The sequence below is a fragment of the Kibdelosporangium persicum genome (assembly GCF_013280595.1).
Classification (GTDB): domain Bacteria; phylum Actinomycetota; class Actinomycetes; order Mycobacteriales; family Pseudonocardiaceae; genus Kibdelosporangium; species Kibdelosporangium persicum.
On record NZ_JAAATY010000003.1, the window covers coordinates 335,526 to 360,060 of the forward strand.

General features: G+C 68.1%; 24 protein-coding genes. 13 read left to right on the top strand and 11 right to left on the bottom strand.

Annotated elements, in window-relative coordinates:
* Positions 1 to 50 precede the first annotated feature (50 nt).
* Together GC106_RS08345 and GC106_RS08350 are read right to left on the bottom strand one after the other, a co-directional pair.
* Positions 51 to 1,454: an amino acid permease gene (locus GC106_RS08345; RefSeq protein ID WP_173126251.1), complete on the bottom strand. Its 1,404-nt coding sequence runs from the start codon at positions 1,452 to 1,454 to the stop codon at positions 51 to 53.
* An 83-nt stretch (positions 1,455 to 1,537) separates the two neighbouring features.
* Entirely contained in the window at positions 1,538 to 2,632 is a 1,095-nt protein-coding gene (locus GC106_RS08350; RefSeq protein ID WP_173126254.1) for a glycoside hydrolase family 113 protein, read from the bottom strand.
* A gap of 41 nt (positions 2,633 to 2,673) precedes the next feature.
* Between GC106_RS08350 and GC106_RS08355 the strand changes: the two genes are divergently transcribed.
* Positions 2,674 to 3,294 carry a TetR/AcrR family transcriptional regulator gene (locus GC106_RS08355; protein ID WP_173126257.1) on the top strand — a complete coding sequence of 207 codons (621 nt, stop codon included), beginning with the start codon at positions 2,674 to 2,676 and terminating at the stop codon, positions 3,292 to 3,294.
* Between the two features lie 40 nt (positions 3,295 to 3,334).
* Here the strand turns inward: GC106_RS08355 and pdxS are convergent, their stop codons facing one another.
* Positions 3,335 to 4,240, bottom strand: a complete 906-nt coding sequence (gene pdxS, locus GC106_RS08360; RefSeq protein WP_173126260.1) for a pyridoxal 5'-phosphate synthase lyase subunit PdxS — start codon at positions 4,238 to 4,240, stop codon at positions 3,335 to 3,337.
* Positions 4,241 to 4,513: 273 nt separating this feature from the next.
* Here pdxS and GC106_RS08365 point away from each other — a divergent pair, with 273 nt between their 5' ends.
* The gene (locus tag GC106_RS08365) at positions 4,514 to 6,634 is read left to right on the top strand and encodes an elongation factor G-like protein EF-G2 (RefSeq protein ID WP_173126263.1); all 2,121 of its coding nucleotides are present in this window, start codon (positions 4,514 to 4,516) and stop codon (positions 6,632 to 6,634) included.
* Here GC106_RS08365 and GC106_RS08370 read toward each other — a convergent pair.
* From GC106_RS08370 to GC106_RS08390, 5 genes are all read right to left on the bottom strand, one after another.
* Complete coding sequence (locus GC106_RS08370) at positions 6,631 to 7,596, bottom strand: NUDIX hydrolase (protein ID WP_173126266.1); 966 nt, start codon at positions 7,594 to 7,596, stop codon at positions 6,631 to 6,633. The genes GC106_RS08365 and GC106_RS08370 overlap by 4 nt on opposite strands.
* Positions 7,593 to 8,723 carry a glycosyltransferase family 4 protein gene (locus GC106_RS08375; RefSeq protein ID WP_173126269.1) on the bottom strand — a complete coding sequence of 377 codons (1,131 nt, stop codon included), beginning with the start codon at positions 8,721 to 8,723 and terminating at the stop codon, positions 7,593 to 7,595. Before GC106_RS08375 ends, GC106_RS08370 begins: the two co-directional genes overlap by 4 nt.
* Positions 8,720 to 9,619, bottom strand: coding sequence for a phosphatidylinositol mannoside acyltransferase (locus GC106_RS08380; protein WP_312872536.1), 900 nt, complete (start codon positions 9,617 to 9,619; stop codon positions 8,720 to 8,722). Before GC106_RS08380 ends, GC106_RS08375 begins: the two co-directional genes overlap by 4 nt.
* The gene (gene pgsA / locus GC106_RS08385; protein ID WP_173126275.1) at positions 9,616 to 10,227 is read right to left on the bottom strand and encodes a phosphatidylinositol phosphate synthase; all 612 of its coding nucleotides are present in this window, start codon (positions 10,225 to 10,227) and stop codon (positions 9,616 to 9,618) included. The genes GC106_RS08380 and pgsA overlap by 4 nt, the downstream gene beginning before the upstream one ends.
* Before the next feature lie 68 nt (positions 10,228 to 10,295).
* Positions 10,296 to 10,790: a MarR family winged helix-turn-helix transcriptional regulator gene (locus GC106_RS08390; RefSeq protein ID WP_173126278.1), complete on the bottom strand. Its 495-nt coding sequence runs from the start codon at positions 10,788 to 10,790 to the stop codon at positions 10,296 to 10,298.
* 87 nt (positions 10,791 to 10,877) lie between these two features.
* Here GC106_RS08390 and GC106_RS08395 point away from each other — a divergent pair, with 87 nt between their 5' ends.
* A complete protein-coding gene (locus tag GC106_RS08395; protein WP_173126281.1) occupies positions 10,878 to 11,426 on the top strand; it encodes a YceI family protein in 549 nt (182 codons plus the stop codon).
* Positions 11,427 to 12,253: 827 nt separating this feature from the next.
* On the opposite strand, the gene GC106_RS08400 is transcribed toward GC106_RS08395, so the two are convergent.
* Entirely contained in the window at positions 12,254 to 12,802 is a 549-nt protein-coding gene (locus tag GC106_RS08400) for an HIT family protein (RefSeq protein ID WP_312872537.1), read from the bottom strand.
* Entirely contained in the window at positions 12,799 to 14,814 is a 2,016-nt protein-coding gene (gene thrS / locus GC106_RS08405) for a threonine--tRNA ligase (protein ID WP_173126671.1), read from the bottom strand. The genes GC106_RS08400 and thrS overlap by 4 nt, the downstream gene beginning before the upstream one ends.
* A 222-nt stretch (positions 14,815 to 15,036) precedes the next feature.
* Here thrS and GC106_RS08410 point away from each other — a divergent pair, with 222 nt between their 5' ends.
* A complete protein-coding gene (locus GC106_RS08410) occupies positions 15,037 to 15,564 on the top strand; it encodes a hypothetical protein (RefSeq protein WP_173126284.1) in 528 nt (175 codons plus the stop codon).
* Here GC106_RS08410 and GC106_RS08415 read toward each other — a convergent pair whose 3' ends face one another.
* Entirely contained in the window at positions 15,565 to 16,182 is a 618-nt protein-coding gene (locus GC106_RS08415; protein WP_173126677.1) for a DUF305 domain-containing protein, read from the bottom strand.
* A 124-nt stretch (positions 16,183 to 16,306) separates the two neighbouring features.
* On the opposite strand from GC106_RS08415, the gene GC106_RS08420 reads away from it, so the two are divergent.
* From GC106_RS08420 to GC106_RS08460, 9 genes are all read left to right on the top strand, one after another.
* The gene (locus GC106_RS08420; protein ID WP_173126287.1) at positions 16,307 to 17,725 is read left to right on the top strand and encodes an LVIVD repeat-containing protein; all 1,419 of its coding nucleotides are present in this window, start codon (positions 16,307 to 16,309) and stop codon (positions 17,723 to 17,725) included.
* A 109-nt stretch (positions 17,726 to 17,834) separates the two neighbouring features.
* Positions 17,835 to 18,746, top strand: a complete 912-nt coding sequence (locus GC106_RS08425; RefSeq protein WP_173126290.1) for an ABC transporter ATP-binding protein — start codon at positions 17,835 to 17,837, stop codon at positions 18,744 to 18,746.
* Positions 18,739 to 19,599 carry an ABC transporter permease gene (locus tag GC106_RS08430; protein WP_173126293.1) on the top strand — a complete coding sequence of 287 codons (861 nt, stop codon included), beginning with the start codon at positions 18,739 to 18,741 and terminating at the stop codon, positions 19,597 to 19,599. Before GC106_RS08425 ends, GC106_RS08430 begins: the two co-directional genes overlap by 8 nt.
* Positions 19,596 to 20,546 (top strand): ABC transporter ATP-binding protein, encoded by a 951-nt coding sequence (locus GC106_RS08435; protein WP_217280196.1) that lies wholly within the window; start codon positions 19,596 to 19,598, stop codon positions 20,544 to 20,546. Before GC106_RS08430 ends, GC106_RS08435 begins: the two co-directional genes overlap by 4 nt.
* The gene (locus tag GC106_RS08440) at positions 20,543 to 21,259 is read left to right on the top strand and encodes an ABC transporter permease subunit (RefSeq protein WP_173126295.1); all 717 of its coding nucleotides are present in this window, start codon (positions 20,543 to 20,545) and stop codon (positions 21,257 to 21,259) included. The genes GC106_RS08435 and GC106_RS08440 overlap by 4 nt, the downstream gene beginning before the upstream one ends.
* Positions 21,260 to 21,328: 69 nt before the next feature.
* Complete coding sequence (locus GC106_RS08445; protein ID WP_173125629.1) at positions 21,329 to 21,751, top strand: hypothetical protein; 423 nt, start codon at positions 21,329 to 21,331, stop codon at positions 21,749 to 21,751.
* Between the two features lie 141 nt (positions 21,752 to 21,892).
* Positions 21,893 to 22,888 (top strand): maleylacetate reductase, encoded by a 996-nt coding sequence (locus GC106_RS08450; protein WP_173126298.1) that lies wholly within the window; start codon positions 21,893 to 21,895, stop codon positions 22,886 to 22,888.
* A gap of 77 nt (positions 22,889 to 22,965) precedes the next feature.
* Positions 22,966 to 23,640 carry a GntR family transcriptional regulator gene (locus GC106_RS08455; RefSeq protein ID WP_217280197.1) on the top strand — a complete coding sequence of 225 codons (675 nt, stop codon included), beginning with the start codon at positions 22,966 to 22,968 and terminating at the stop codon, positions 23,638 to 23,640.
* 42 nt (positions 23,641 to 23,682) lie between these two features.
* A complete protein-coding gene (locus GC106_RS08460; protein ID WP_173126301.1) occupies positions 23,683 to 24,507 on the top strand; it encodes an aminoglycoside phosphotransferase in 825 nt (274 codons plus the stop codon).
* Positions 24,508 to 24,535 lie beyond the last annotated feature (28 nt).

The window sequence follows — 24,535 nt, forward strand, 5'->3', positions numbered from 1 at the left end:
TTCGGCAAGCGCTCCACATTGCTCCGAGGGCACACGTTGACCTGCCCGCGTCACCTCGCCAGGCTGTCCTGGTCGACCGGGATCGTGGCCGAGGCCCGGCGACGGGAGATCATTCGCCAGCCGACGGCCAGCACGATCACGATCGCGGGCAGCGAGTAGAACGCGATCCGTTCGGCATCGCCCGCGAAGGCCATCAGGATGATGACGAGCGCGAGGAAACCGAGCGTCGCCCAGCCGGTGTACGGCGCGCCCGGCATCCGGTAGTCCGGGCGTTCCAGTTCACCCCGGAGCGCCGCCTGACGCAGCCGGATCTGGCAGAGGATCAGCGTCGCCCAGGTCGCGACCACGCCGAGGGAGGCGATGGCGATCGCGATGTCGAACGCCTCCTTCGGCACCAGGTAGTTCAGCACCACGCCGAACAGGTACGCGACCGACGTGAACAGGATGCCGCCGTGGGGAACGTGCCGCGAGCTCATCCTGCCGACGAACTTCGGCGCTTCGCCCTTCTCGGCCAGGGCCCGGAGGATACGGCCGGTCGAGTACAGGCCGGAGTTGCACGACGACAACGCGGCGGTCAGCACGACGGCGTTCATGACGTCGCCGACGCCGGGGATGCCCAGGCGGGAGAACACCGTGACGAACGGGCTTTCGCCGCCGTTGTAGAACGGCCAGGGCAGCAGCATGGCCAGCAGCAGCACCGAACCGACGTAGAAGATCGCGATCCGCCAGACCACGCTGTTGATGGCCTTCGGCAGCACCTTGTGCGGGTCCTTGGTCTCCCCCGCCGCGATGCCGACCAGCTCGATCGCCGAGTACGCGAAGATCACCGCCTGCAGCGTCATCAACGCGACGCCGACACCGGCGGGGAAGAACCCGCCGTGCCCGGTCAGGTTGCCGGGGCCGGCCGGGGTGCCGCCGATGTCGGCCGCGGTCACCACCAAGCCGAGGCCGACCACCAGGAACACGACGATGGCCAGCACCTTGATCACCGAGAACCAGAACTCGAGTTCACCGAACAGGCGCACAGACAGCAGGTTCACCGCGAGCAGCACGGCGAGCGCGAGCATCGCGGTGACCCACTGCGGCACGTCGGGCAGCCAGCGGTGCACGTAGATGGCCACCGCGGTGATCTCCGCGATGCCGGTCATCGCCCAGTTCACCCAGTACATCCAGCCGGACGCGAAGCCGGCCCACGGTCCGATGAACTTGCGGGCGTAGGTCACGAAGCTGCCCGAACTGGGCTCGTGCATGACGAGCTCGCCAAGCGCTCGCATCACGAAGTACGCCGCGATGCCGCACAGCGCGTACGACAACACCAGTGACGGACCGGCCTGGTTGAGTCTGCCGCCTGCGCCCAGGAACAGCCCAACGCCGATCGCGCCACCGATGGCGATCATCTGTACCTGGCGTTTGCCCAGCGCCTTGCGGTAACCGTCTACATCGACCGAGTCCATAGCTGCCGAACCGTAGACAGTGGACGCCAGAACGATCGAGACCTCTTAAGGAAGACTTAGCGTGAGGTCTGCGTCACAATCGGTCATCTGACGCTGTCGTTGTGCCGCGCCACCACGTGAAATGCCTCCTTCGGTTCCCAGCGGTAGCGCGAGTACGGATCGTCGTAGCGGTCCCGGATCACCTTGACCAGACTGAACGCGCTGATGTCGAGGTCGCGTTCGCGGACGGGCGCGTGCGGCGCTTCCGGGTTGATGAACGTGTAGACGTGCGCACGTATCCCTTCGGCGGCGAAGATCCGCAACATGCGAGCGATGTGTTCGGCCTGGACGTGCTCATCGCGAGTGAATCCCGGCTTGATCACCGGCGGGTCCTGCGTGTAGTCGACGATGTCGTAGCCGCCGGCGCCGCGCTCGGGCGCGCCCGGGTACGTGCAGCAGCCGAACTCCATGATCGTGATCGGCTTGTTCCACGTGCGGAACTTGGCCAGGTCGGCGCGGTATTCGGCGTCGGTCGCGAAGTACGGGTAGTAGTCCAGTCCGATCACGTCGAACAGTGACCAGTCGACCGGTTCGAAGAACGCGCCGCCGTACGTGACCGTGCCCCGGAACTGGGCGCGCGCCGTGTCGGCCGCCTTGCCGAGGAACTCGTTGAGGCGCTGATAGACGTTCGGCCACTCCTCGGGCGGGATGGAGCCGATGGTCGCGATGCGTTCCTCGAAGTTCGCGCCCGGGATGATCCCCGGCGTGAACAGCAGGTGTTCACAGCCCGCGGCGAAGACGACGTCGCCGCCGTGCTTGCGCAGTTTCTCGGCCTGCCGGGCCGATTCGGCGAGGTGGTCGAGCACTTCGTGCTGCGGGTGGTCATACAGCCGCGGCTGCAGATAAACGGTCATTCCGCGTTCGATCGCGGCGCGCGCCGTCGCGGTTTGCCGGTCGATGTCCGTGCCGAACACCGTGATCGACCGACAACGCAGCCGACAGCTGATCGCGTCGAGCTCTTGCTCCATCAGTCTGCGGTTCCAGCGCGCACGGCTCAGCGGCATGCCGGGAAAGTGCAGCGTGCCGGTGTCGTATGTGACCCCGGCGTCGCGGCGCTGCCCGGCGCTCGCCTCTCCTGCCAGGCCGAATGCGGTCAGGCCGCCGAGCGCGGCCGCGCGTAGGAAGGTCGCCCGTCTCATCCGAGTACCCCTCGACTGGTTGATTGACTAGGATATTGGTCATGCAACCAGAAAATGAGCGAAGCGGCCAGGGACGGCGCTCGTTCATCGAGGCGGCCCGGCGGGCGCAGATCGTGCAGGCGGCGATCGAGACCATCGCCGAACTCGGGTACACCAAGGCGTCGTTCGCACGAATCGCGCGTCGTGCCGGCGTGAGCGCGGGGTTGATCAGCTATCACTTCGCCAACCGCGAGGAACTGATCAACCAGGTGATGATCACCGTGCACGAGTCGATGGACGCCGACCTGACCGCGCGGATCGAAGGCTCCACGAGCCACACGGAGTCACTGCGACGGCTGATCGAGGGATACGTGCACTACTGCGCGGCGCACCCGAAGGAACTGATCGCGATCAGCCGCATCGCGGCCAACGCCACCGAGGCACGCGAGTGGTCCGAAGGACAGCGCGACTCGACACTCGGCGAGCTGGAAGACATGTTCCGCGGCGGCCAGGAAAGCGGCGAGTACCGGCGGTTCGCGCCGCGGGTGATGGCGCTGACGCTGATGGCGGCGCTGGAGAACGTGTCGCGCGAACTGTTCGAGCGGCCGGACACGGACGCCGCGGCGTTCGCGACCGAACTGGCCGACTTGTTCGACCACGCCACACGCGGAACAACCCTGTGATCGAATCATCCGATCACAGGGTTGTTGAGCCTGAAATCTCTTACCAGCCGCGCTCGGCCAGGCGGTGCGGCTGCGGGATCTCGTCGACGTTGATGCCGACCATCGCCTCGCCGAGGCCGCGCGAGACCTTCGCGATCACGTCGGGGTCGTCGTGGAAGGTGGTGGCCTTCACGATCGCCTCCGCGCGCTGCGCCGGGTTGCCGGACTTGAAGATGCCGGAGCCGACGAACACGCCCTCCGCGCCGAGCTGCATCATCATCGCGGCGTCCGCCGGGGTGGCGATCCCGCCCGCGGTGAACAGCACGACCGGCAGCTTGCCGAGTTCGGCGACCTCTTTCACCAGCTCGTACGGCGCCTGCAGCTCCTTGGCCGCCACGTACAGCTCGTCCTCCGGCAGGTTCTGCAGGCGACGGATCTCCTGGCGGATCTTGCGCATGTGGGTCGTCGCGTTCGACACGTCGCCCGTGCCGGCCTCGCCCTTGGACCGGATCATGGCCGCGCCTTCGGTGATCCGGCGCAGCGCCTCACCGAGGTTCGTCGCGCCGCAGACGAAGGGCACGGTGAACTGCCACTTGTCGATGTGGTTGGCGTAGTCGGCCGGAGTCAGCACCTCGGACTCGTCGATGTAGTCCACCCCGAGCGACTGGAGCACCTGGGCCTCGACGAAGTGCCCGATCCGGGCCTTGGCCATCACCGGGATGGACACCGCGGCGATGATGCCGTCGATCATGTCCGGGTCGCTCATCCGGGACACGCCGCCCTGGGCGCGGATGTCGGCGGGCACGCGCTCGAGCGCCATCACCGCGACGGCACCGGCGTCCTCGGCGATCTTGGCCTGCTCGGCGGTGACCACATCCATGATCACTCCGCCCTTGAGCATCTCCGCCATACCGCGCTTCACACGGGCGGTCCCGGTCTGCGGGACGGATTCTGGGCTGGTGGTCACGGAAGTCGTCCTCTCGACGTAAGGATGGGTTCACCATCAATCGTACGGCGAACGTGGCCCCCTCCCACGGGCCAATCTAACGCAATATCACCAGGCCACTTCGTCAAAGCCGCAGCGTGTGGCCCCTGTCACCCCCACTCGGTCGACTACGACGGCGTTACTACCACTGGATGGCACGCGGCCGCTGGGGTTGTCCCCGACCTGCGAACGGGTGTGAGATCGAGCACATCGTGTCCTGCAGCTGAACACTGTCCGTGCGGGAGGTTGAGGGCTATGGCTGGTAAACACACCGAGAACGGAGACGCCGGAGCCGCGGTCGCTGTGGACGACCCGGCCAAAGTGCGCAACGTGGTCCTGGTCGGGCCGTCCGGTTCCGGAAAGACCACACTGACAGAAGCCCTGCTCACCGCGGCCGGTGTGTTGTCGCGAGCGGGCTCGGTCACCGAAGGCACGACCGTGTGCGACCACGACCCGGCGGCCGTCCGCCAGCAGCGTTCGGTCGGGTTGTCGGTCGCGCCACTGATGCATGACGGCGTGAAGATCAATCTCATCGACACGCCCGGATACGCGGACTTCGTCGGTGAACTGCGGGCCGGGCTGCGCGCCGCGGACGCGGCGTTGTTCGTGGTCTGCGCGGCTGAAGGCGTGGACGCCGCGACCGTCGCCGTCTGGGAGGAGTGTGCCGCCGTCGGCATGCCCCGGGCGGTGATCGTGGCGAGGCTCGACCACCAACGCGCCGACCCGGAGAACGAGATCGCGGCCTGCCGGGACGCGTTCGGCGCCGGTGTCCTGCCGTTGTACCTGCCCGCCAAGAACGGCCTGGTCGGGTTGATCACCCAGCGGTTCTACGACTACTCCGACGGCTATCCGCCGAAGATGGGCGAGCCGGACCCGGCCGACCTGGAACGGATGACCGAAGCGCGCAACGAGCTCATCGAGGGGATCATCGCCGAGAGCGAGGACGAGACCCTGATGGACCGGTACCTCGCCGGTGAGGACCTCGACCAGGACATCCTCATCGCGGACCTGGAGAAGGCGGTCGCGCGCGGCTCGTTCCACCCGGTCATCCCGGTCTGCTCGGCGACCGGCGTCGGGCTCGCCGAAGTACTCGACGGCATCAAGCGCGCCTTCCCGTCCCCGTTGGAGCACCAGCTTCCGGAGGTCACCGACCCGAACGGCAAGGCGCCCGAGAAGCTGCGCGCGGACCCGGACGGTCCGCTCGCGGCGGAAGTCGTCCGCACCGCGGTCGACTCGTATGTCGGACGCGTGTCGTTGGTGCGCGTGTTCTCCGGGACGCTACGACCGGAACGTGCCGTGCACGTGTCCGGTCACGGCATGGCCGAGCGCGGGCACGAAGACCATGACGTCGACGAACGCGTGGCGCACATCTACTCGCCTTTGGGCGCGACTCTGCGGGAAGTGCCGTACTGCGTCGCGGGCGACTTGTGCGCGTTGACCAAGGTCGGTTCGGCGGAGACCGGCGACACGGTCTCCGCGCCTGAGCACCCGTTGTTGATGGCGCCATGGCAGATGCCCGAGCCGTTGCTGCCGGTCGCGGTCGTGGCCAAGACGCGCAGCGACGAGGACACCATGGCGCGTAACCTCGCGCGGCTCGTCGCCGGTGACCCGACACTTCGGTTGGAACGCAACGCGGAGACGCACCAGCTTGTGTTGTGGTGCATGGGCGAGGCGCACGCGGACGTGGTGCTGGCACGACTGCGCTCAGGCGGCGCGGACGTGGACACCGAACCGGTGAAGGTCGCGCTGCGCGAGACGTTCGCCGCGCCGGCGAAGGCCAAGGGCAGGCACGTCAAGCAGTCCGGTGGGCATGGCCAGTACGCGGTGTGCGACATCATCGTCGAGCCGTTGCCGCGCGGCGGCGGGTTCGAGTTCGTCGACAAGATCGTCGGCGGGGCGATCCCGAACCAGTTCATCCCGAGCGTGGAGAAGGGCGTCCGGGCGCAGCTCGAGCGCGGCCTGCTGTCCGGCTACCCCGTGGTGGACATCAGGGTCACGCTGGTGGACGGCAAGGCGCACAGCGTGGACTCCTCGGACGCGGCGTTCCAGACCGCCGGGTCGATCGCGCTGAAGGAGGCGGCCGCGGCCGGTCAGATCACGTTGCTCGAACCGGTCGACACGGTGACCGTGCGGCTGCCGGACGAGCACCTGGGCACGGTGCTCGGCGACCTGTCCAGCCGCCGCGGCCGGGTTCTGGGCACCGAGGCGGACACGTCACCGGGGTACTCGGTGATCCGCGCGGAGGTCCCGGCGACACAGCTGATCCGGTACGCGATCGACCTGCGGTCGCTCAGCTCCGGGTCGGCGACGTTCACCCGGGAGTTCAGCCGGTTCGACCCGCTGCCGCAGAACCTCGTGGCCGGCATGACCGGCTAACGCACCGACCTGGTCTGTCCGTCCCAGCCGGACTCCAGGAGGCCCGGCAGCAGATCGGCGAGCTGGACGGGATAGACGGTGTCGGTGGTGGAGCGCAGGTCGGCTGCGCTCCACCAGCGATGCTCGTCGATCGTGTCCAGCTCGATCCGGTCGAACCCCGACGTGTCCACTGTGGTCGTCGGCGTCCTGGCGACGAAGAACCACTCTTCGGCGTCGTAACTGCGGCCGTCGAAACTGAACACCACCCGGCGCCGCCAGACCGGACCGGTCAGTTGGTCGTCGTCGAGTTTGATGCCGGTTTCCTCGTGGAGCTCCCGCAGCGCCGCGGCACGGATGTCCTCGTCCGGTTCGACGCCGCCGCCGACGGTGAACCAGAACGTGTCGTTCGCGTCGCCGGGGTTGCTGCCGTGGAACAACAGCACGCGGCCTTCACCGTCGAGCAACAGCACGCGCGCTGACGGCCGTGGCACGGGAGCCGCTTCGCCGTTCAGTTCCGGTTCGGCGATCTCGAAGTACTCCGGCTGCGGCGCGGTTCCGGCCAGTTTCAGCCAGCGGACCGTTCGGCGACGACGTTGTGCCAACGTGTCGCGGACCGCGTCGTTGTGCACCCTCCGAGCGATCACCACGCGTTGCTCCGCGTCGACGAGTTCGGCGACCAGCGCGAGCGGAAGCCGGACGCGTTCGACGGCGGCGAGTTCCCGGCTCAGTTCGTTCTCGGCTGCTTCACGGTCCTGCCGCGGTGCCCTTTCGGCGTGGTCGGCGACCTCCCGCAGCGACGCCGGCGCCGCTCCGGCCGCGGCGACCGCGCGCGCGACGACTGCGCGGCGCGCGAGTGCGGCTTCCAACGCGGCCCATGCGGCGTCTGTCCGGATGTGCAGGCGGTCCAGCCGGTTGGCGGTCGCCAGCAACCAGGCCACCAGGATCACCACCAGCGGGACGACGATGAACAGAACGGTGGTCACGGCGCCTCACCGACGTGCCGTGGGTCGGCGGCGATCGCGGCCTCGTAGACCCGCAGGACCTGGCCGGCGATCACCGACCAGTCGAACGCGGCGACGCGCCGCGCGCCCTCGGCGGCCAACGTGGAGCGCTTCGCGGGATCTCGGAGCAATTCGCGGAGCGCTCGGGCCAATTCGGTCGGATTGCCCACCGGCGTCACCACCCCCGCTGCCGCGTCGTCGAGTACCCGCCGGAACGCGTCGAGATCGCTCGCCACCACCGGAGTGCCCGCGGCCATCGCCTCAAGCAGGATGATCCCGAAGCTCTCGCCGCCCGTGTTGGGCGCGCAGTAGACGTCGACGCTGCTCAACGCGCGTGCCTTGGTCTCGTCGTCGACCTGGCCCAGCAGGTCGATCCGGTCGGCCAGTTCCGGACCAGCCGCGCGCTTCAGGTCGTCGGGATCGCCCCGGCCGACCACCAGCAACCGCAGGTCGGGCATGTGCGGGACGAGCTGGCGCATGGCCGCCAGAAGCACCGGCATGCCTTTGCGCGGTTCGGTGAACCGGCCGACGAACCCGATCGTCGGCCCCTGGCGGGGATAGCCGTCGAGCGGCTCGGCGTCGGCGAAGAACGCCACGTCGACGCCGTTCGGGATTTGCACCGCGTCGCCGCCGAGGTGCTCCACCTGCACTCGCCGGGCGAGCGCGGACACCGCGATGCGCGCGGTGATCTTCTCGAGGAACGGCTGCAACACGACCTGGAACGCGTTCAGCGCCCGGGATTTTGTCGTCGACGTGTGGTAGGTGGCCACGATCGGGCCCTCGGCGACGATGAGCGCCAGCAGGGACAAGCTCGGTGCGATCGGCTCGTGCAGGTGGAGCACATCGAAGTCATGCTCCCGGATCCATCGGCGCACTCGCGCGTACGACACCGGACCGAACGACAGCCGCGCCACCGAACCGTTGTACGGGATGCCGACCGCCCGGCCGGCCGGCTGGACGAAGTCGGGCAGCGGCGTGTCCTCGTCGGCGGGTGCGAGCACGGCCACCTCGTGGCCCATCTTGCGGAACGCCTTGGCCATGTCGACGACGTGGGCCTGGACTCCCCCGGGGACCTCGAAGGAGTACGGGCACACGACACCGATCTTCATTCGCCGAGCGCTTCCCCGCGGGCGTGCGGCAGGTCGGAGATCCAGAGCTTCTGCAGCATGTGCCAGTCGGCGGGGTGTTCGGCGATGTCCTTGGCGAAACTGTCGGCCATCGCCTGGGTCGCGGCCGGGATGTCCGCGCGGGACTCGACCAGCCGCGGCGAATGCAGTCGCAGGCCCCACCCATCGTCGGTGAAGATGTTGTCGCCGATGGCGAGTGTCGCGCCGGTGCTCGCGGCCAGCCGGGCCGGGCCGGCGGGCATCCGGGTCTCCTCGCCGAAGAACGTCACCGGGATGCCCGACCTGGTCAGGTCACGGTCGGCCACCAGGCAGACGATGCCGTTGTTCCTCAGCCGCTCGATCATTCCCCGGAACGAGCCGCTGCCGGTCAGGGGCTGCACGTCGAAACCGAGCGACCGGCGATACGCCAGGAACCGTTCCCAGACCGATTCAGGCTTGAGCCGTTCGGCGACGGTGGTGAATTCGCCGTAGGTCTGTGCCAGCCAGATGCCGGAAGCGTCGAAGTTGCCGGTGTGCGGCACCACGAGCACCGCGCCTTTGCCGCGGTCCAACGCGGCGTCGATCACGTCACGGCCGATGACGACGGTGTTGATCTGCCGCGCGATCGCCCGGTGATCCATGGTCGGCAGCCGGAAGACCTCTTTCCAGTACCGCGCGTACGAGCGCATGCCTTGCCGGACGAGTTCGTCCAGTTCCTTGGGCGTCGCGCCCGGCACGACACGGGTCAAGTTACGCCGCAACTGCTGCGCGCCCGAGCCGTCGCGCAGTGCGGCGAGATCGGCGCCTGCCTGGAACGCGGCGCGCGCCACGAACTCCGGCAGGGCCTTGACCAGGCCCCACCCGGTTCCGTAGGCGGCATCGATCAGCCGTTCCTTCACGCCGTCTCCTCCTGCGCCGCGTGGTAGACCGCGACCAGCCGCTGGATCACCGTGACCACCGACAGGACTGCGAGCAGCCATAACGCGACGTGCAGGGCGTAGGGAACACCGAACCCGTACAGCCCGGTACCGACCAGTGTGATGATCAGGCGTTCCGCGCGCTCGACGATTCCCACATCGGCGTGCAGGCCGGACGCCTCGGCCCTGGCTTTGACGTACGAGATGACCTGGCCGCTGACCAGGCAGATCAACGCGGCGGCACCCAGCATGCGGTTCTGCGCGACAGCCAGGCAGTACCAGGCGACGGCCGCGCCGAGCGCACCGTCGGCGATCCGGTCGCAACTGGAGTCCAGCACGCCGCCGAACTTGGTGCCCTTGCCCTTGGCACGGGCCATCGCACCGTCGAGCAGGTCCAGCATGGCGAATCCCCACACGACGAACGTGCCGGCGACCAGTTCGCCCCGAGGAAAGAACCACATCGCACCGAGCACCGCACCGACGGTGCCGATGACAGTCATCGCGTTGGGCGTGAGGCCGAACCGGACAAGCCATGCGCCGATCGGATCGGTCACGCGCGAGACCGAAGCACGGGCGAAGATGTTCAGCATGAGGTTTCGGCGGGCACCCTGATCGACTCGGTTAGCGGCAAGCGCAGCCTAACCGCTGGCCTGGCCGGTCAGAACTCGGCCCGCAGCTCCACCTTGGCCTTCGCGCACTGGGGGGCGAGTCCCGCGGAGATCGCGGCGGAGATCTGCTCGAGTTGCTCGAGTTGCTCGGGCGTCAGCACGTCGAACAGGTGCTCGCGCACAGCTGTGACATGCCCGGGTGCCGCCTTCTCGAGGATCTTGAAACCTTCCTCGGTGAGCTCGGCGAACTGCCCGCGCTTGTCGCTTTCGCAGGCGCGCCGGCGCACCCAGCCCGCTTCCTCCAACCGGGACACCGCGTGCGAAAGCCGGCTCCGAGACGAACGACACATCGCGGCGAGCTCGCTCATCCGCAGCGACCGGTCCGGCATCTCGGAGAGCACCGCGAGGATCTCGAAGTACGCGAGCGGCATGCCGGAGTCGCGCTGCATCTGCCGGTCGAGGTGCTCCATGAAGGCGCCGGTCGCTCCGAGAAAGCCGCGCCAGATCGTCTGCTCGCGGGGGTCGAGCCACCGGACCTCTGTCATGACCCCATCCTACCCCATGGTTGAACTCTAAACTATATTGCGCTAGGATCTGGTTGAAGGTTCAACCAGCCCACGAAAAGGATAGACATGAGCACCCCGACCATCAACATCCCTGGTTACCAGACCGGCACCTGGGCGATCGACCCGATTCACTCGGACGTCTCGTTCATCGTCCGCCACTTGGGTGTCTCAAAGGTCCGTGGCCAGTTCAACACCTTCTCCGGTGAGATCGTCACCGCCGAGGACCCGCTGCAGTCGACCGTGACCGCGACGATCGACGCCGGTTCGTTCCACACCCGGCAGGAGCAGCGCGACAACCACGTGAAGGCCGAGGACTTCCTGCACGTGGCGGACCACCCGGAGATCAAGTTCGTGTCCACGGGCATCCGCCAGGACGGTGCGGACTTCCTGCTCGACGGCGAACTGACCATCCGCGGCGTGACCAAGCCGGTCACCCTGGAGCTGGAGATCAACGGCTTCGGCCAGGGCCCGGACGGCACCCCGGTGGTGGGCATCTCGGCCAGCACCGAGATCAACCGCAAGGACTTCGGCGTGCACGGCGGTGCCGCGAGCCCGATGGTCGGCGAAAAGATCAAGATCGCCCTCGAGATCGAGGCCGGCCGCACGGCGGAGTGACTTCTCGAAGCGCTTCTCGTTGCGTGCCAACGCAAGCATGTTGCCCCCGGCGCCTCTGGCCCGGGGGCACTGCCATGTCGTGGGTCCTTTCCAGGCGACAGGATGGACAGTCCGAGTTGGACTGAGCGCGTAATCTTCGGCCTGGTCGCCGCTGAGTCAGCGCTGACCGACCTCGCGGCGGCACCCATCAGCGGCGAGCCTTGCTCGGAGCCGTCGTGACGATTGCGCAGCCGAACGCACCAGCTGCTCAACAAGAACCGGACCGTGCACCGGAAACCCGGATTCACCAGCGCCCGAACCAAAACCGCCGCAACGCAACCCCCGCCCGTCCCGGGGGGCACCCCGCTTGCCAGTCTACTTGGGGTGCAAGATCGACAGGGGTTCGGTCGTGCGCGATGGGGATAACTCGGCGGCTGTGGACAACTGGGCTCAGTCGATCTTCGTGCGGGGTGGATTGTCGTGGGTGCCCGATAGGCTGGATTCCGGGGGCCGGAGGCCGTCCCGGGGTCGACGCTGCTCCGGGTTCGAGGCTCATCGGGTTCGGTCCGAACTTCGACGTGACCAAGCTGAACGCGATCGCCAAAGGCACCGGCGGCCAGGCGAGCGCAAGTTCGAGGCTGTCCGCGTTCGAGCCTGTCCCGGTTTCCGGGCGGTCCCGGGTTCGGGCCTGTCCGGGGTTCAAAGCCACCGGGGTTCAAGGTTGCCCTGGTTCATGGCTGCCGCGACAAGGCCATCTGCGGCACGACCTTCGCTGTGTGGCCAGCTCCGAGTCACGGAGCGCACCTGAACAGCCCACTCAGGGCAGCAGCGAGCGGACGAACCTGGGATCAGACCGTCTTCCAGGCGTCCGCGAGCAGCTGCCGGGTTTCGGCGAGCAGTTGCGGCAGCACCTTCGTGTGGCCGATCACCGGCATGAAGTTCGCGTCCCCGCCCCACCTCGGCACCAGGTGCTGGTGCAGGTGCGCGGCGATCCCCGCGCCCGCGATCACGCCCTGGTTCATGCCGATGTTGAAGCCGTGCGGCGAGGACACCGCACGGCCGACGCGCATCGCGCGTTGTGTGAACTCGGCGAGTTCCAGGGTTTCCTGGACCGTCAGGTCGGTGTAGTCCGCGACATGCCGGTAAGGCACCACCATCAGGTGGCCAGGGTTGTACGGGTACAGGTTCAGCAGGGCGAACACCAGCTCGCCGCGGGCGATGATCAGGCCGGAGACGTCGTCGAGGTCGACCACGCGGCAGAAGGGGCAGCCGTCGGCCTGGTCGTGGTCCGGCTTGTTCTCCCCTTTGATGTACGCCATCCGGTGTGGCGTCCACAGGCGTTGCAGGGCGTCTGGTTCGCCGACGCCCTGCTGCTCGACCAGTTCCGGGTCAGTCACAGCGTCGCCTGGACGGTTTCGGCCGTCGGCGAGCTGTTCTCACGGCGCTCAATCCATGCCGTGATCGTGTCCACCGCGCGGTCGACCGGGACGCCGTTGATCTGCGTGCCGTCGCGGAACCGGAACGACACCGCGCCCGCTTCCACGTCCTTGCCACCTGCCAGCAGCATGAACGGCACCTTCTGCATGGTGTGGTTGCGGATCTTCTTCTGCATCCGGTCGTCGGAGAAGTCCAGCTCCACCCGCACGCCACGCGCCTTCAACGCCTTCGAGACCTGCTTCAGGTGCTCGGCGTGCTCGTCGGCGATCGGAATGCCGACCACCTGCACCGGCGACAGCCACGCCGGGAACGCGCCCGCGTAGTGCTCGGTGAGCACGCCGAAGAAGCGCTCGATCGAACCGAACAGCGCACGGTGGATCATCACGGGCCGTTGCCGCGATCCGTCGGCCGCCGTGTACTCCAGTTCGAACCGCTCCGGCAGGTTGAAGTCCAGCTGGATGGTGGACATCTGCCAGGTACGGCCCAGTGCGTCCTTGGCCTGCACCGAGATCTTCGGGCCGTAGAACGCCGCGCCGCCCGGGTCGGGCACCAGCTCCAGGCCGGACTCCTCGGCGACCGAACGCAGGGTTTCCGTCGCCTGCTCCCAGATCTCGTCGGAGCCGACGTACTTCTCCTCGTTCTTGGTCGACAGCTCGAGGTAGAAGTCGTCCAGGCCGTAGTCGCGCAACAGGTTCAGCACGAAGGTCAGCAGCGACTTCAGTTCGTCGCGGACCTGCTCGGGAGTGCAGAAGATGTGCGCGTCGTCCTGCGTCATGCCGCGCACCCGGGTCAGGCCGTGGACCACACCGGACTTCTCGTAGCGGTAGACCGAGCCGAACTCGAACATCCGCAACGGCAGTTCCCGGTACGACCGCCCGCGCGACCGGAAGATCAGGTCGTGGAACGGGCAGTTCATCGGCTTGAGGTAGTAGTCCTGCCCCGGTTTGCGGACCGTGCCGTCCTCGTTGAGCTCGGCGTCGAGGTGCATCGCCGGGTACATGCCGTCGCGGTACCAGTCCAGGTGCCCGGAGACCTCGAACAGCGTGCCCTTGGTGATGTGCGGCGAGTAGACGAACTCGTAGTCCTCTTCCTCGTGCCGCCGCCGCGAGTAGTCCTCCATCGCCTTGCGGACGATGCCGCCTTTGGGGTGGAACACCGCCAGGCCGGAGCCGATCTCGTCGGGGAAGCTGAACAGGTCGAGCTCGTTGCCGAGCTTGCGGTGGTCGCGCTTCTCGGCCTCCGCGAGCATCTCCAGGTAGTGGTCCTGCGCTTCCTGCGACTCCCACGCGGTGCCGTAGATCCGCTGCAGCTGCGGGTTCTTCTCGCTGCCGCGCCAGTACGCGGCGGCCGAACGGGTCAGCTTGAACGCCGGGATGTACTTGGTGGTCGGCACGTGTGGGCCACGGCACAGGTCGCCCCACACCCGGTCGCCGCTGCGCGGGTCGAGGTTGTCGTAGATAGTCAGCTCCCCGCCGCCGACCTCCATCACCTCGGACGTGTCCACATCAGACTTGATGTCCACCAGTTCGAGCTTGTACGGCTCGGCCTTCAGCTCGTCCTTGGCCGCGTCGACCGACTCGACCACCCGGCGGGAGAACCGCTGGGCGCCCTTGATGATCTGCTTCATGCGCTTCTCCAGCGCCTGCAGGTCCTCCGGGGTGAACGGCTTCTCCACGTCGAAGTCGTAGTAGAAACCGTCCTTGATGAACGGGCCGATGCCGAGCTTGGCGTCCGGGAACATCTGCTGGACGGCCTGGGCGAGCACGTGCGCGGTCGAGTGCCGGATGACCGAACGGCCGTCCTCGGTGTTCGCCGCGACCGCCTCGACCTCGACGTCCGTGTCCGGCGCCCACGACAGGTCGCGCAGCTTGCCTTCCGGATCACGGACGACCACGATGGCGTCCGGGCCTTTGGTCGGCAGCTCTGCCTCCCGCACGGCGGTGCTCGCCGTAGTCCCTGCCGGTACCACCACGCGCTGGGGGGGTACGGCCTGGACGGCGGGAGACTGGGACACGGTGGTGCTCCTTCACGACGTTCCGGTGTGGATTCGAATGGTATCGAGTGCCCGACCAGCCGCTTCCGCCCTGGGTCGGTCGGTTGTTACCGATTCGACAGCCTTCGCACAGCTAACGCACAGTAACCCGGGTGAACCTGGAGGCGTCATCGATTTTCCGCACGTGACGGGGAGCGACCAGTGTCCGACCAACCCACCGATCCACGACCGCAGGCCCAGCCGGGCAACCAGGACGCGCAGCCCGCAGCTCCCGCCCAGGCCACCACTCCGCTGAACCAGCCGCACCCGGGGCAACCCGCGCCCGAGCAGGCCGAGCAGGCCGTGAACACCGAGCAGCCGAAGACCGAGGAAACCGCCGCACACGGCGCGGCGGCGCCACCGCCTCCCCCACCGCCCGTGCCGCCTGTGCCGCCTGTGCCACCGCGCACGCCCGGACGATTCGGGCGGTTCGCCCGGCACCGCGCCACGCAGCTCGTCGCCGCGGGTCTGGCAGGCCTGGTGATCGGCGGCGGCGCGGTCGCGTTGATCGACCGTGACGGCCCACGCGGCCGTGACTACTACGGCTATCACCAGTTCGATCGAGGCCCGCGCGGCAACGGCCCCGGCTGGGACCAGCGCCCTGACCGGGACTTCCGCGACGGCCCACGAGCCCCGCGCCAGGCGCCGCAGGCGCCGTCCACACCGGGCACCCCGCCGACCACCGGCTGATCAACCGGCGAGCATCGCCCGCATCTGGCCGATCTCCTTCTGCTGGGCGACGATCACGTCCTGTGCCATCTCCTCGACGAAGACGTCCGACCCGGTCTGCAGCAGGTCGCCTGCCATCTCCAGGGCGCCTTCGTGGTGGGCGATCATCCGCTCGAGGAACATCTTGTCGAACGCCGGACCGCTCGCCGCCCGCAACGCGGCGAGCTGTTCGGGAGTCGCCATGCCCCGCATCGCGCCGTGCATCTCGTGCTGCGGCGCCTTGTTGCGCGCCAGCCACGTCTCCATGGCCTTGATGTCCGGGCCCTGGGTGTCGGTGATCCGGCCGGCCAGCGCCTTCACGTCGTCACGCGCCGCCCGCGACGGGGCGAGCCCCGCCATCTCCAGCGCCTGCCGGTGGTGCTCGATCATCATCCGCACGTACTTGACGTCCGCGTCGTTGTAGCCCTGCTTCGGGGCGGCCTGCGCGGCCTCGCCCGGCGGCAGGGTCGTCGCCGGTTCACCGGGCGCCCCCGGGACGATCACCCCGGGTTCCGAAGACTCCGGCTGATCGGTGTCACCCGTGCAACCGGACAATACGAGCGCACCCGTCAGCACCACGGCGAGCGCGCCGGCTCTCATCCACACCACGCCCAGACGCTACCTGACGGCACACACGGCGAAATTCCTACTTTTGGATACTTTGCCTCGCTAACAAAGTGTGTTCATACTGGCGGCTCAACAGCTTTGGTGGAAGGAGCGTGCCGTGAAGCCGAGTGGCAGACCGCTCGCGTTAGTGGTGGCAGCGGTGGCAGCGCTGCCCGTTTTGATCGGCACTCCGGCCTCGGCGGCAGGAGCCGAGGACATCCCTGGGGTGGACCAGATCAGGTCCAGCTGGAACATCAGGCAGATCGCGAACGTGCCCAAGAAGGCACCCTTCGACAACGTCGACGCGCTCGGCACCGACATCGCCTTCACGGACGGCAAGGCGATCGTCGGCAACTACGACGGCTTCACCATCTACGACATCCGCAACCCGCGGAAGCCGACGATCCTCAGCCAGGTCTCGTGCCCCGGTGCGCAGAACGACGTTTCGGTCTCCGGAAACCTGCTCTTCCTGTCCACGGACTCGTCCCGCAGCGACGCGTCCTGCACCAGCACCTCGCTGCCGGCGTCGGAGAAGAGTGCCTGGGAAGGCATGAAGATCTTCGACATCAGCAACGCGAGGTCTCCGAAGTACGTCGCGGCGGTCGAGACGAACTGTGGTTCGCACACCCACACGCTCGTCCCGGACAAGCGGGGCAAGGACGTCTACCTGTACGTCTCGTCGTACGGCCCGCGCGCGGAGTTCCCGGACTGCGCCCCGCCGCACGACATGATCTCGATCATCAAGGTGCCGGTGCGCAACCCGGCGGCCGCGGCCGTGGTCAACAAGCCGGTGCTGTTCGCCGACGGCGGCAACCCCGGTGTCCCCGGCTCGTTCCCGAACGTCTACACCAGCGCGACCACCGGTTGCCACGACATCACCGTCTACCCGTCGAAGGACCTGGCGGCCGGCGCGTGCATGGGTGACGGCGTGCTGTTCGACATCTCCGACCGTGAGCGGCCGAAGGTGATCAACCGGGTCCAGGACAACGCGCACTTCGCGTTCTGGCACTCGGCCACGTTCAACAACGACGGCACCAAGGTCGTGTTCACCGACGAGCTCGGTGGCGGCGGCCGGGCGGCCTGCACCGAGGCGATCGGCGCGCAGCGCGGCGCGGACGGCATCTACGACATCACCGGTCGTGGGGACAACCGCAAGCTGGAGTTCCGCAGCTACTTCAAGATCCCGCGGATCAACGGCGAGACCGAGAACTGCGTGGCGCACAACGGCTCGCTGATCCCGGTGGCCGGCCGCGACATCATGGTGCAGGCCTGGTACCAGGGCGGCATCTCGGTGTGGGACTTCACCAACTCCGCCAAGCCCAAGGAGATCGGCTACTGGGAGCGCGGACCGTTCTCGGAGACCGAGGCGATCACCGCCGGTTCGTGGTCGGCGTACTACTACAACGGCTACATCTACTCCTCGGACATCCAGAAGGGCCTGGACGTCCTGGACATCGTCGACCCGCGGTTGCTGTCCGCGAAGTTCGTCCGGACCGACGAGCTGAACGTGCAGACCCAGAAGGGTTACCGCGGATAACGCTCACTGACGCACACCCGGCCGGGCCGTCCCCTAGGGGCGGCCCGGCCGTTTTTTCCAGGGCGGTGCCGGATGCCCCGCACCGGGCGAATCCGTAACGTCTGTGCGCGTGAACCTCATCGAGACCGAGTCACTGGAGAAACGGTACGGCGGCACGGTCACCGCGCTCGCCGACCTCACGGTGACCATCGAGCCGGGCATCGTGGGCCTGGTCGGCGCCAACGGCGCGGGAAAGAGCACGCTGATCAAACTGTCGCTGGGGTTGCTCGAACCGACCGGCGGCAAGATCCGCGTACTGGGGTTGGACCCGCTGAACGACGGTGACGCGGTCCGGGCACGTGTCGGCTACATGCCGGAACACGACTGCCTGCCGCCTGATGTCTCCGCGGCCGAGTTCGTCACGCACATGGCCCGCGTCAGCGGACTGCCGCCCGCCGCGGCGCGCGAGCGGGCGTCGGAGACGTTGCGGCACGTGGGCCTGTACGAGGAGCGCTACCGGCAGATCGGCGGCTACTCGACCGGCATGAAGCAGCGGGTCAAGCTCGCCCAGGCGCTCGTGCACGACCCGGAGCTGCTGTTGCTGGACGAGCCGACCAACGGGCTCGACCCCGAAGGCCGCCGGGCGATGCTCACCCTGGTGCACCGGATCGGCAACGAGTTCGGCATCTCCGTGGTGGTCTGCTCGCACCTGCTCGGCGAGATCGAGCGGATCTGCACGTCGCTGGTGGCCATCGAGAACGGCCGGCTGTTGCGCTCGGCGTCGCTGTCGTCGATGACGCAGCACAGCGACATCCTGATGATCGAGGTCGACGACGGCGAGGACGCGCTGACCCAGCGGCTGACCGGCGACGGGCTCGCGGTCCGGCGCAAGGAGCGCATCCTCATGGTCACCCTGAACGGGGACGACACCTTCGACACGATCCGGGACGCGGTCGCCGACCTTGACCTGTCGTTGCACCGGCTCGAACAGCACCGCCACCAGGTCGCCGACCTGTTCCGGGAGGAGGTCAGCCATGCCTGAGGCCAGCGGCGTCATTCATGACATCGGCTACCAGCGCTACAACGGACCGAGGCTCAGCCGCCGGTACTCCACGTGGTCCATCTACGTGCACAGCCTGCGCAGCGCGTTCGGCCTCGGCCGCACCGCGAAGGCGAAGGTGCTGCCCGCGGGGATGTTCGCGCTGGCGTGCCTGGCGTCGCTGATCATCGTGATCGTCAGCAGCCAGCTGCCCGAACCGATTCTCACGTACGTCGGGCTCGTGTCGACGTTCACCTACGCGATCACCGCGTTCGCCGCGATCGTCGCGCCCGAACTGGCGTCCCGCGATCTGCGCAACAGCCTGCTGCCGCTGTACTTCTCACGTCCGCCGCACCGCACGAACTACGCGCTGGCCAAGTTCGGCGCGTTGGCCACGGCCGTGTTCGTGATGTTCGCCGGCCCGCTGTTGATCATGTTCATCGGGCTGGCGTTCAGCTCCGGCGGCATCGGCGACGTGGTCGTCGAACTGGTCGACCTCGCTCCCGGCATCACCGCGGCGCTGATCCACGCGATCGTGATCGCGGCCATCGCGCTGCCGCTGGCGTCGCTGACCGGCAGGCGCGTCTTCGCCACCGGCATGATCATCGCCGTCTTCCTGCTCAGCGCCCCGATCTCCGGCGCGCTGCAGTCGTTCAGCTCCGGCGACGCGGCGTACCTCGCCGGCCTGCTCAACCCGGTGAACCTGCTCAACGGCGTCGACGAATGGCTGTTCGGCACGACCGAGGACCTCACGTTGATCGGCCGGTACGGCTCGATCTACGGCGTCGCGGCGCTGCTGATCGCCGTACTCGGCATCACGCTGCTGATGTGGCGCTACAAGAAGGTGAAAGCATGACCGCCATCGCTACCGGACCGGAAACGGCCACCAAGATGTCCACAGTGGAGCTGACCGGGGTTTCCCACTGGTACGGCAACGTCGTCGCGGTCAACGACGTCACGTTGACGATCGGCCCAGGCGTGACCGGCCTGCTCGGGCCGAACGGCGCGGGCAAGACCACCGTGCTGCACATGATGGCGGGTTTCCTGCCGCCGTCGCAGGGCACCGTGACCGTCGGCGGACGGCCGTCCTGGCGCAATCCGGACGTCTACAAGGAACTCGGGCTGGTCACCGAACGCGAGAGCGTGCCGGGGCACCTGACCGCGCAGGAGTTCGTGTACGCCAGCGCGAAGCTGCACGGTCTGCGCGACCCGCTGGAGGCGACCGCGCGGGCGATCGGGACCGTGGAGATGGACGACGCCAAGGACCGCCGGATCTCCACGTACTCCAAGGGCATGCGGCAGCGGACGCGTGTCGCCGCCGCCCTCGTGCACGATCCGTCGGTGCTGCTGCTGGACGAGCCGTTCAACGGAATGGACCCGCGGCAGCGCCTGCACATGATGGACCTGCTGCACACCATGGCCGGTCAGGGCCGCACGATCCTGTTCAGCTCGCACATCCTCGAAGAGGTCGAGCAGCTTTCGGGCACCGTGCAGGTGATCGTGGCGGGCAGGCTGGCCGCGTCCGGCGACTACCGGCACATCCGGCGGCTGATGACCAACCGGCCGCACGTGTTCACCATCCAGTCGTCCGACGACCGCGGGCTGGCGGCCGCGCTGATGGAGCTGGCCTCGGTGTCCGGAGTGGAGCTCGAACCGTCCGGTCTGCAGGTCCGCGCGAACGACTACGGCACGTTCACCCGCTCGTTGACCAAAGTCGCGCGGGACAAGGGCATCCGCCTGACCGCGGTGCTGCCGTCCGACGAATCCCTGGAAAACGTCTTCTCCTACCTGGTGGCGTCATGAACCTCACGATCGCGGGCCTGACCGCGCGGGCCCTGCTGGGCAGGCGGCGGATCCTGTTGCTGATCCCGATGCCCGCGGTGCTGATCGGGCTCACCCTCGTCGGCGTGAGCACCGGCGAACCGGCGCAGCAGTGGGCGCCCACCATCCTCGGCCAGCTCGGCCTCGGCGTGATCCTGCCGCTGACCGCGTTGATCGTCGGCAGCAGCGTGCTCGGCCTGGAGATCGAGGACGGCACGATCACCCACATCCTGGCCAAACCGTTGCCGCGCCGGGAAATCGTCGTGGCGAAGCTGGTGGTCGCGTGGGCCGTCACGACGGTGACCACGGCCGTCCCGATCGGGATCGCGGGCATGATCGCCGGCTCCACCGGACTGGGCGCCGGCCTGGCCCTGGGAGCGGCCGTGGGCGCGCTCGCGTACACCGCCTTCTTCCTCGCGTTGAGCCTGATGTCCCGGCGGCCGGTCGCGGTCGGCCTCGTCTACATCATGCTGTGGGAGAACCTGTTGGTGCAGTTCGTGTCCGGGGCGCGGGCGCTGAGCATCCAGCAGTACTCGCTCACGCTCGCCGACAGGCTGTCCGGCGACACGGTCCTGCTGGAGTCCACTTTGTCCACGGTGACCGCGGCGATCCTGGCTGCCGCGTTCGTCGCGATCGGCACGGTCATCGCCACACAACGGCTCCGTTCGTTCGCGCTGACCGGCGAGACGAGCTGACCACCCGGGGGTTGTCCCCCACCAGGTGACCGGGTGGCCGCGAACCACCCGGTCTCCTACTTTTCGGACATGGCAACGAATCTTCTCGACGCACTGGGCAAGAACGGCTGGCGTCGCGTGGTTTTCCTGTACGTCGGGCCAGGCAAGCGCCGCCAGTGGGCACCGCGGCTCGGCCGTCCGGGACGCAGGACGGCGGCGCCGGTGACGGTGGCCGCCGGTTCGCTCTCGTTCTTGCTGTCGCTGGTGGTTTGGTACCTGATCGGCCGGATCGCGACCTACGGCGTCTTCTGGCGAGAAGGCGACGAAGCCGGCGCGTGGGGCGGTCCGACTCTCGCCGGCGCCTGGATCACGCACGCGCTCATCGCCGCGGCGCTGGTCGCGGTGGTGATGTGGCTGTTGGTCCCGATCACCACTCTGATCATCCGCGGTCTGCCGCGCACTCCGACGTCCGCATTTGACCCGGCGGAATGCGTCGACTCCAACGCCGCCTGAACGCTCCCCTGCCCAGGTCTTGAGTCGGCCTTTATTTCGTCACTGAGTGATCAAACTGTGTATGTAGTCCTGCCTGTTGTGAAAGGCTGTTTACGCGGAGGACACAGCATGCCGTGACGGGCCGGGACTGATACTCGGTGGATGACCTCCTTCACCTACTCGGCGGGCCCGGCCAGGGTGGTGTTCGGCTCCGGCACGATCTCCGTGCTGCCCGACGAAGTGGCCGATCTCGGCGCGTCCCGCGCGCTGGTCATCGGTTCCGGCAGGGCGGCTCCCGCCCGAGCCGCGCTCGGTGCGCTGGCCGTCGCGCACTTCGGCGACGCGGCGATGCACACACCGGTCGAAGTGACCGAGCAGGCGTTGGCGGTCGTGCACGACGCCAACGTCGACTGTCTTGTCGCGGTCGGCGGCGGCTCGGCGATCGGGCTGGGTAAAGCGTTGGCGCTGCGCACCGACCTGCCCCAGATCGTGGTGCCGACGACCTACGCCGGATCCGAGGCGACGCCCGTCCTCGGGCAGACCGCCGACGGGCGGAAGACCACGATCCGGACACCGGCCGTGCTGCCCGAGACGATCGTCTACGACGTCGACCTGACCGTCGGCATGCCGGTCCCGCTGTCGGTGACCAGCGGGATCAACGCGATGGCGCACGCGGTCGAGGCGCTGTACTCCCCGGACGCGAACCCCATGACCGACCAGCTGGCGCTCGACGCGATCCGGCGGTTGGCCCGTTCACTGCCCAGGATCGCCGCCGCCCCGGCGGACCGGGACGCCAGGGACGACGCGTTGCAGGCCGCCTGGTTGGCGGGCACCTGCCTCGGTGCGGTCAGCATGGGACTGCACCACAAGCTCGCGCATGTGCTCGGCGGCAGTTTCGGTCTGCCGCACAGCGAGACGCACACCGTGCTGTTGCCGCACGTGATGGCGTACATGGCACCGGCGGCGATGGACCGGATCGCCGAAACGTTGCGCGTCGGCGACGCACCGACCGCCGTCTACGACCTCATCGCCGAACTCGGTGGCCCGACGTCGCTCAAGGCGCTCGGCATGACCGAGGCCGACCTGGCGACAATCGACGAGCACCAGGACGTGCTCCGCGCGGCGTGGGAGGGCACGCGCCCCGAGCGCATCTCGTGATCGCCAAGCCGGGCGGGACAACACCGTGCGATACGATCAGATATCAGATATGAAGCTGGATCCGGGGAGGATTCGCAGTGGCCTCGGTACCAGTGCCGCGGTTGACTCCGCCAGCACGCACGATGCTGCGTGACACGGTTTACGAGTCCATCAGGCAGATGCTGATGGACCACGTCCTGGAGCCGGGGGCGAGGCTGTCCATCGACGGGTTGGCAAGGGAACTGCGGGTTTCGCCGACGCCGGTGCGCGAGGCGATGACCAAACTGGAGTCCGACGGACTGGTGGCCAAGCGGCCGCACGCGGGCTACGTCGTCGCCCCGCTGATGGACCAGGTCAGCCTGGACAACCTCGTCGAGATCCGCCTGCTGCTCGAACCCGCCGCCGCCAGGCGGGCGGCGGGCAACGCGACCGAAGCCCAGATCACCGAGATGCGCGCGCTCGTCGAAACCATGACGGCCTACCCGGCCGGGGAGAACTACGAGCACTATCGCGATTTCGCGGTCCAGGACGCGCGGTTGCACCGGCTGATCGCCGAAGCGTCCGGGAATCCCCTCATCGCCGACGCGCTCACCCGCCTGCACGCTCACACGCACAGCTACCGCCGTTACTTCACGGTCGGCATCGCCGCGGAGACGACCCGGGAACACGACCAGATCGTCAGCTCCATCGCGGCGCACAACGCAGACGCCGCCGAAGCGGCGATGATCCGTCACATCACCGCGTCGCGGGACCGCCAGCGCGAGGCGTACTGACGATCGCGGCCAATTGGCCTGTGTCGGGTATGTTGCGCAGACGTGGGTGTGGCGCTGCGGGCAAGACGGCATGAGTGGGCGGATCTGCCGCCTGAGCTGATCGCGGCCGTCGCCGACCGGACCGGACCGATCGTGCGGGTGGACAGCACGTCAGCGGGGTACAGCAGTCAACTGGCCGCGACCCTGGACACCGCGAGCGGCCGGGTGTTCGTCAAGGGCATGCGGACCGACCACGCCGACCGGTGGACGCAGGACGTCGAAGCGGCCATCGGCCCGTACCTCGCTCCCCTGGCACCCCGAGTGCTCTGGCGGGTGGTCGCCGATGGCTGGGACCTGATCGGGTTCGAGCACATCGCCGGACGGGGTGCCGACTACGGGCCGGCTTCGGCGGATCTGCCGTTGGCCGTCGAAGGGATCACGGCGATCGGGCGGCTGGCGCGTCCCGGCATCAGGCTGCGAACGGCCAGGGCGCGGTGGGGTCGTTACCTCGACGATCCGTCCGACGCGGCGGCGTTCGCCGGTGACACGGTGGTGCACTCGGACATGAATCCCAGCAACATGCTGCTCACCGGGGCGAACACCGTGCGCATGGTGGACTGGCCGTGGGTCACCCGCGGCGCCGCGTGGATCGACGCGGCGTGCTGGGTGGTGTGGCTTGTCTACAGTGGGCATCCGCCGCACGCCGCGGAGCAGTGGGCGGCGAGGGTACCGGGCTGGGCCGGAGCGGATCCGGACGCGATCGACCTGTTCGCCGTCGCCCAGACCCGGTACTGGCAGGCCACTGTGGACGCGCACACGAACCGGATGACGATGGCCCTGCGCACTGCGGCGTCCCGGTGGGCACTGCACCGAGGGATGTGGCCGTGAAAGAGCGCGCCTGACCCCCAGGACAGGC

Bases quoted from the DNA above. Each gene is read 5' to 3' on its own strand.
- GC106_RS08430 (WP_173126293.1), top strand. From the start codon at position 18,739: ATGCCTGAGGCCAGCGGCGTCATTCATGACATCGGCTACCAGCGCTAC.
- GC106_RS08395 (WP_173126281.1), top strand. From the start codon at position 10,878: ATGAGCACCCCGACCATCAACATCCCTGGTTACCAGACCGGCACCTGG.
- GC106_RS08435 (WP_217280196.1), top strand. From the start codon at position 19,596: ATGACCGCCATCGCTACCGGACCGGAAACGGCCACCAAGATGTCCACA.
- GC106_RS08390 (WP_173126278.1), bottom strand. From the start codon at position 10,790: ATGACAGAGGTCCGGTGGCTCGACCCCCGCGAGCAGACGATCTGGCGC.
- GC106_RS08365 (WP_173126263.1), top strand. From the start codon at position 4,514: ATGGCTGGTAAACACACCGAGAACGGAGACGCCGGAGCCGCGGTCGCT.
- GC106_RS08450 (WP_173126298.1), top strand. From the start codon at position 21,893: ATGACCTCCTTCACCTACTCGGCGGGCCCGGCCAGGGTGGTGTTCGGC.
- GC106_RS08345 (WP_173126251.1), bottom strand. From the start codon at position 1,454: ATGGACTCGGTCGATGTAGACGGTTACCGCAAGGCGCTGGGCAAACGC.
- pgsA (WP_173126275.1), bottom strand. From the start codon at position 10,227: ATGCTGAACATCTTCGCCCGTGCTTCGGTCTCGCGCGTGACCGATCCG.
- GC106_RS08350 (WP_173126254.1), bottom strand. From the start codon at position 2,632: ATGAGACGGGCGACCTTCCTACGCGCGGCCGCGCTCGGCGGCCTGACC.
- GC106_RS08445 (WP_173125629.1), top strand. From the start codon at position 21,329: ATGGCAACGAATCTTCTCGACGCACTGGGCAAGAACGGCTGGCGTCGC.
- GC106_RS08415 (WP_173126677.1), bottom strand. From the start codon at position 16,182: ATGAGAGCCGGCGCGCTCGCCGTGGTGCTGACGGGTGCGCTCGTATTG.
- GC106_RS08355 (WP_173126257.1), top strand. From the start codon at position 2,674: ATGCAACCAGAAAATGAGCGAAGCGGCCAGGGACGGCGCTCGTTCATC.
- GC106_RS08440 (WP_173126295.1), top strand. From the start codon at position 20,543: ATGAACCTCACGATCGCGGGCCTGACCGCGCGGGCCCTGCTGGGCAGG.
- GC106_RS08375 (WP_173126269.1), bottom strand. From the start codon at position 8,723: ATGAAGATCGGTGTCGTGTGCCCGTACTCCTTCGAGGTCCCCGGGGGA.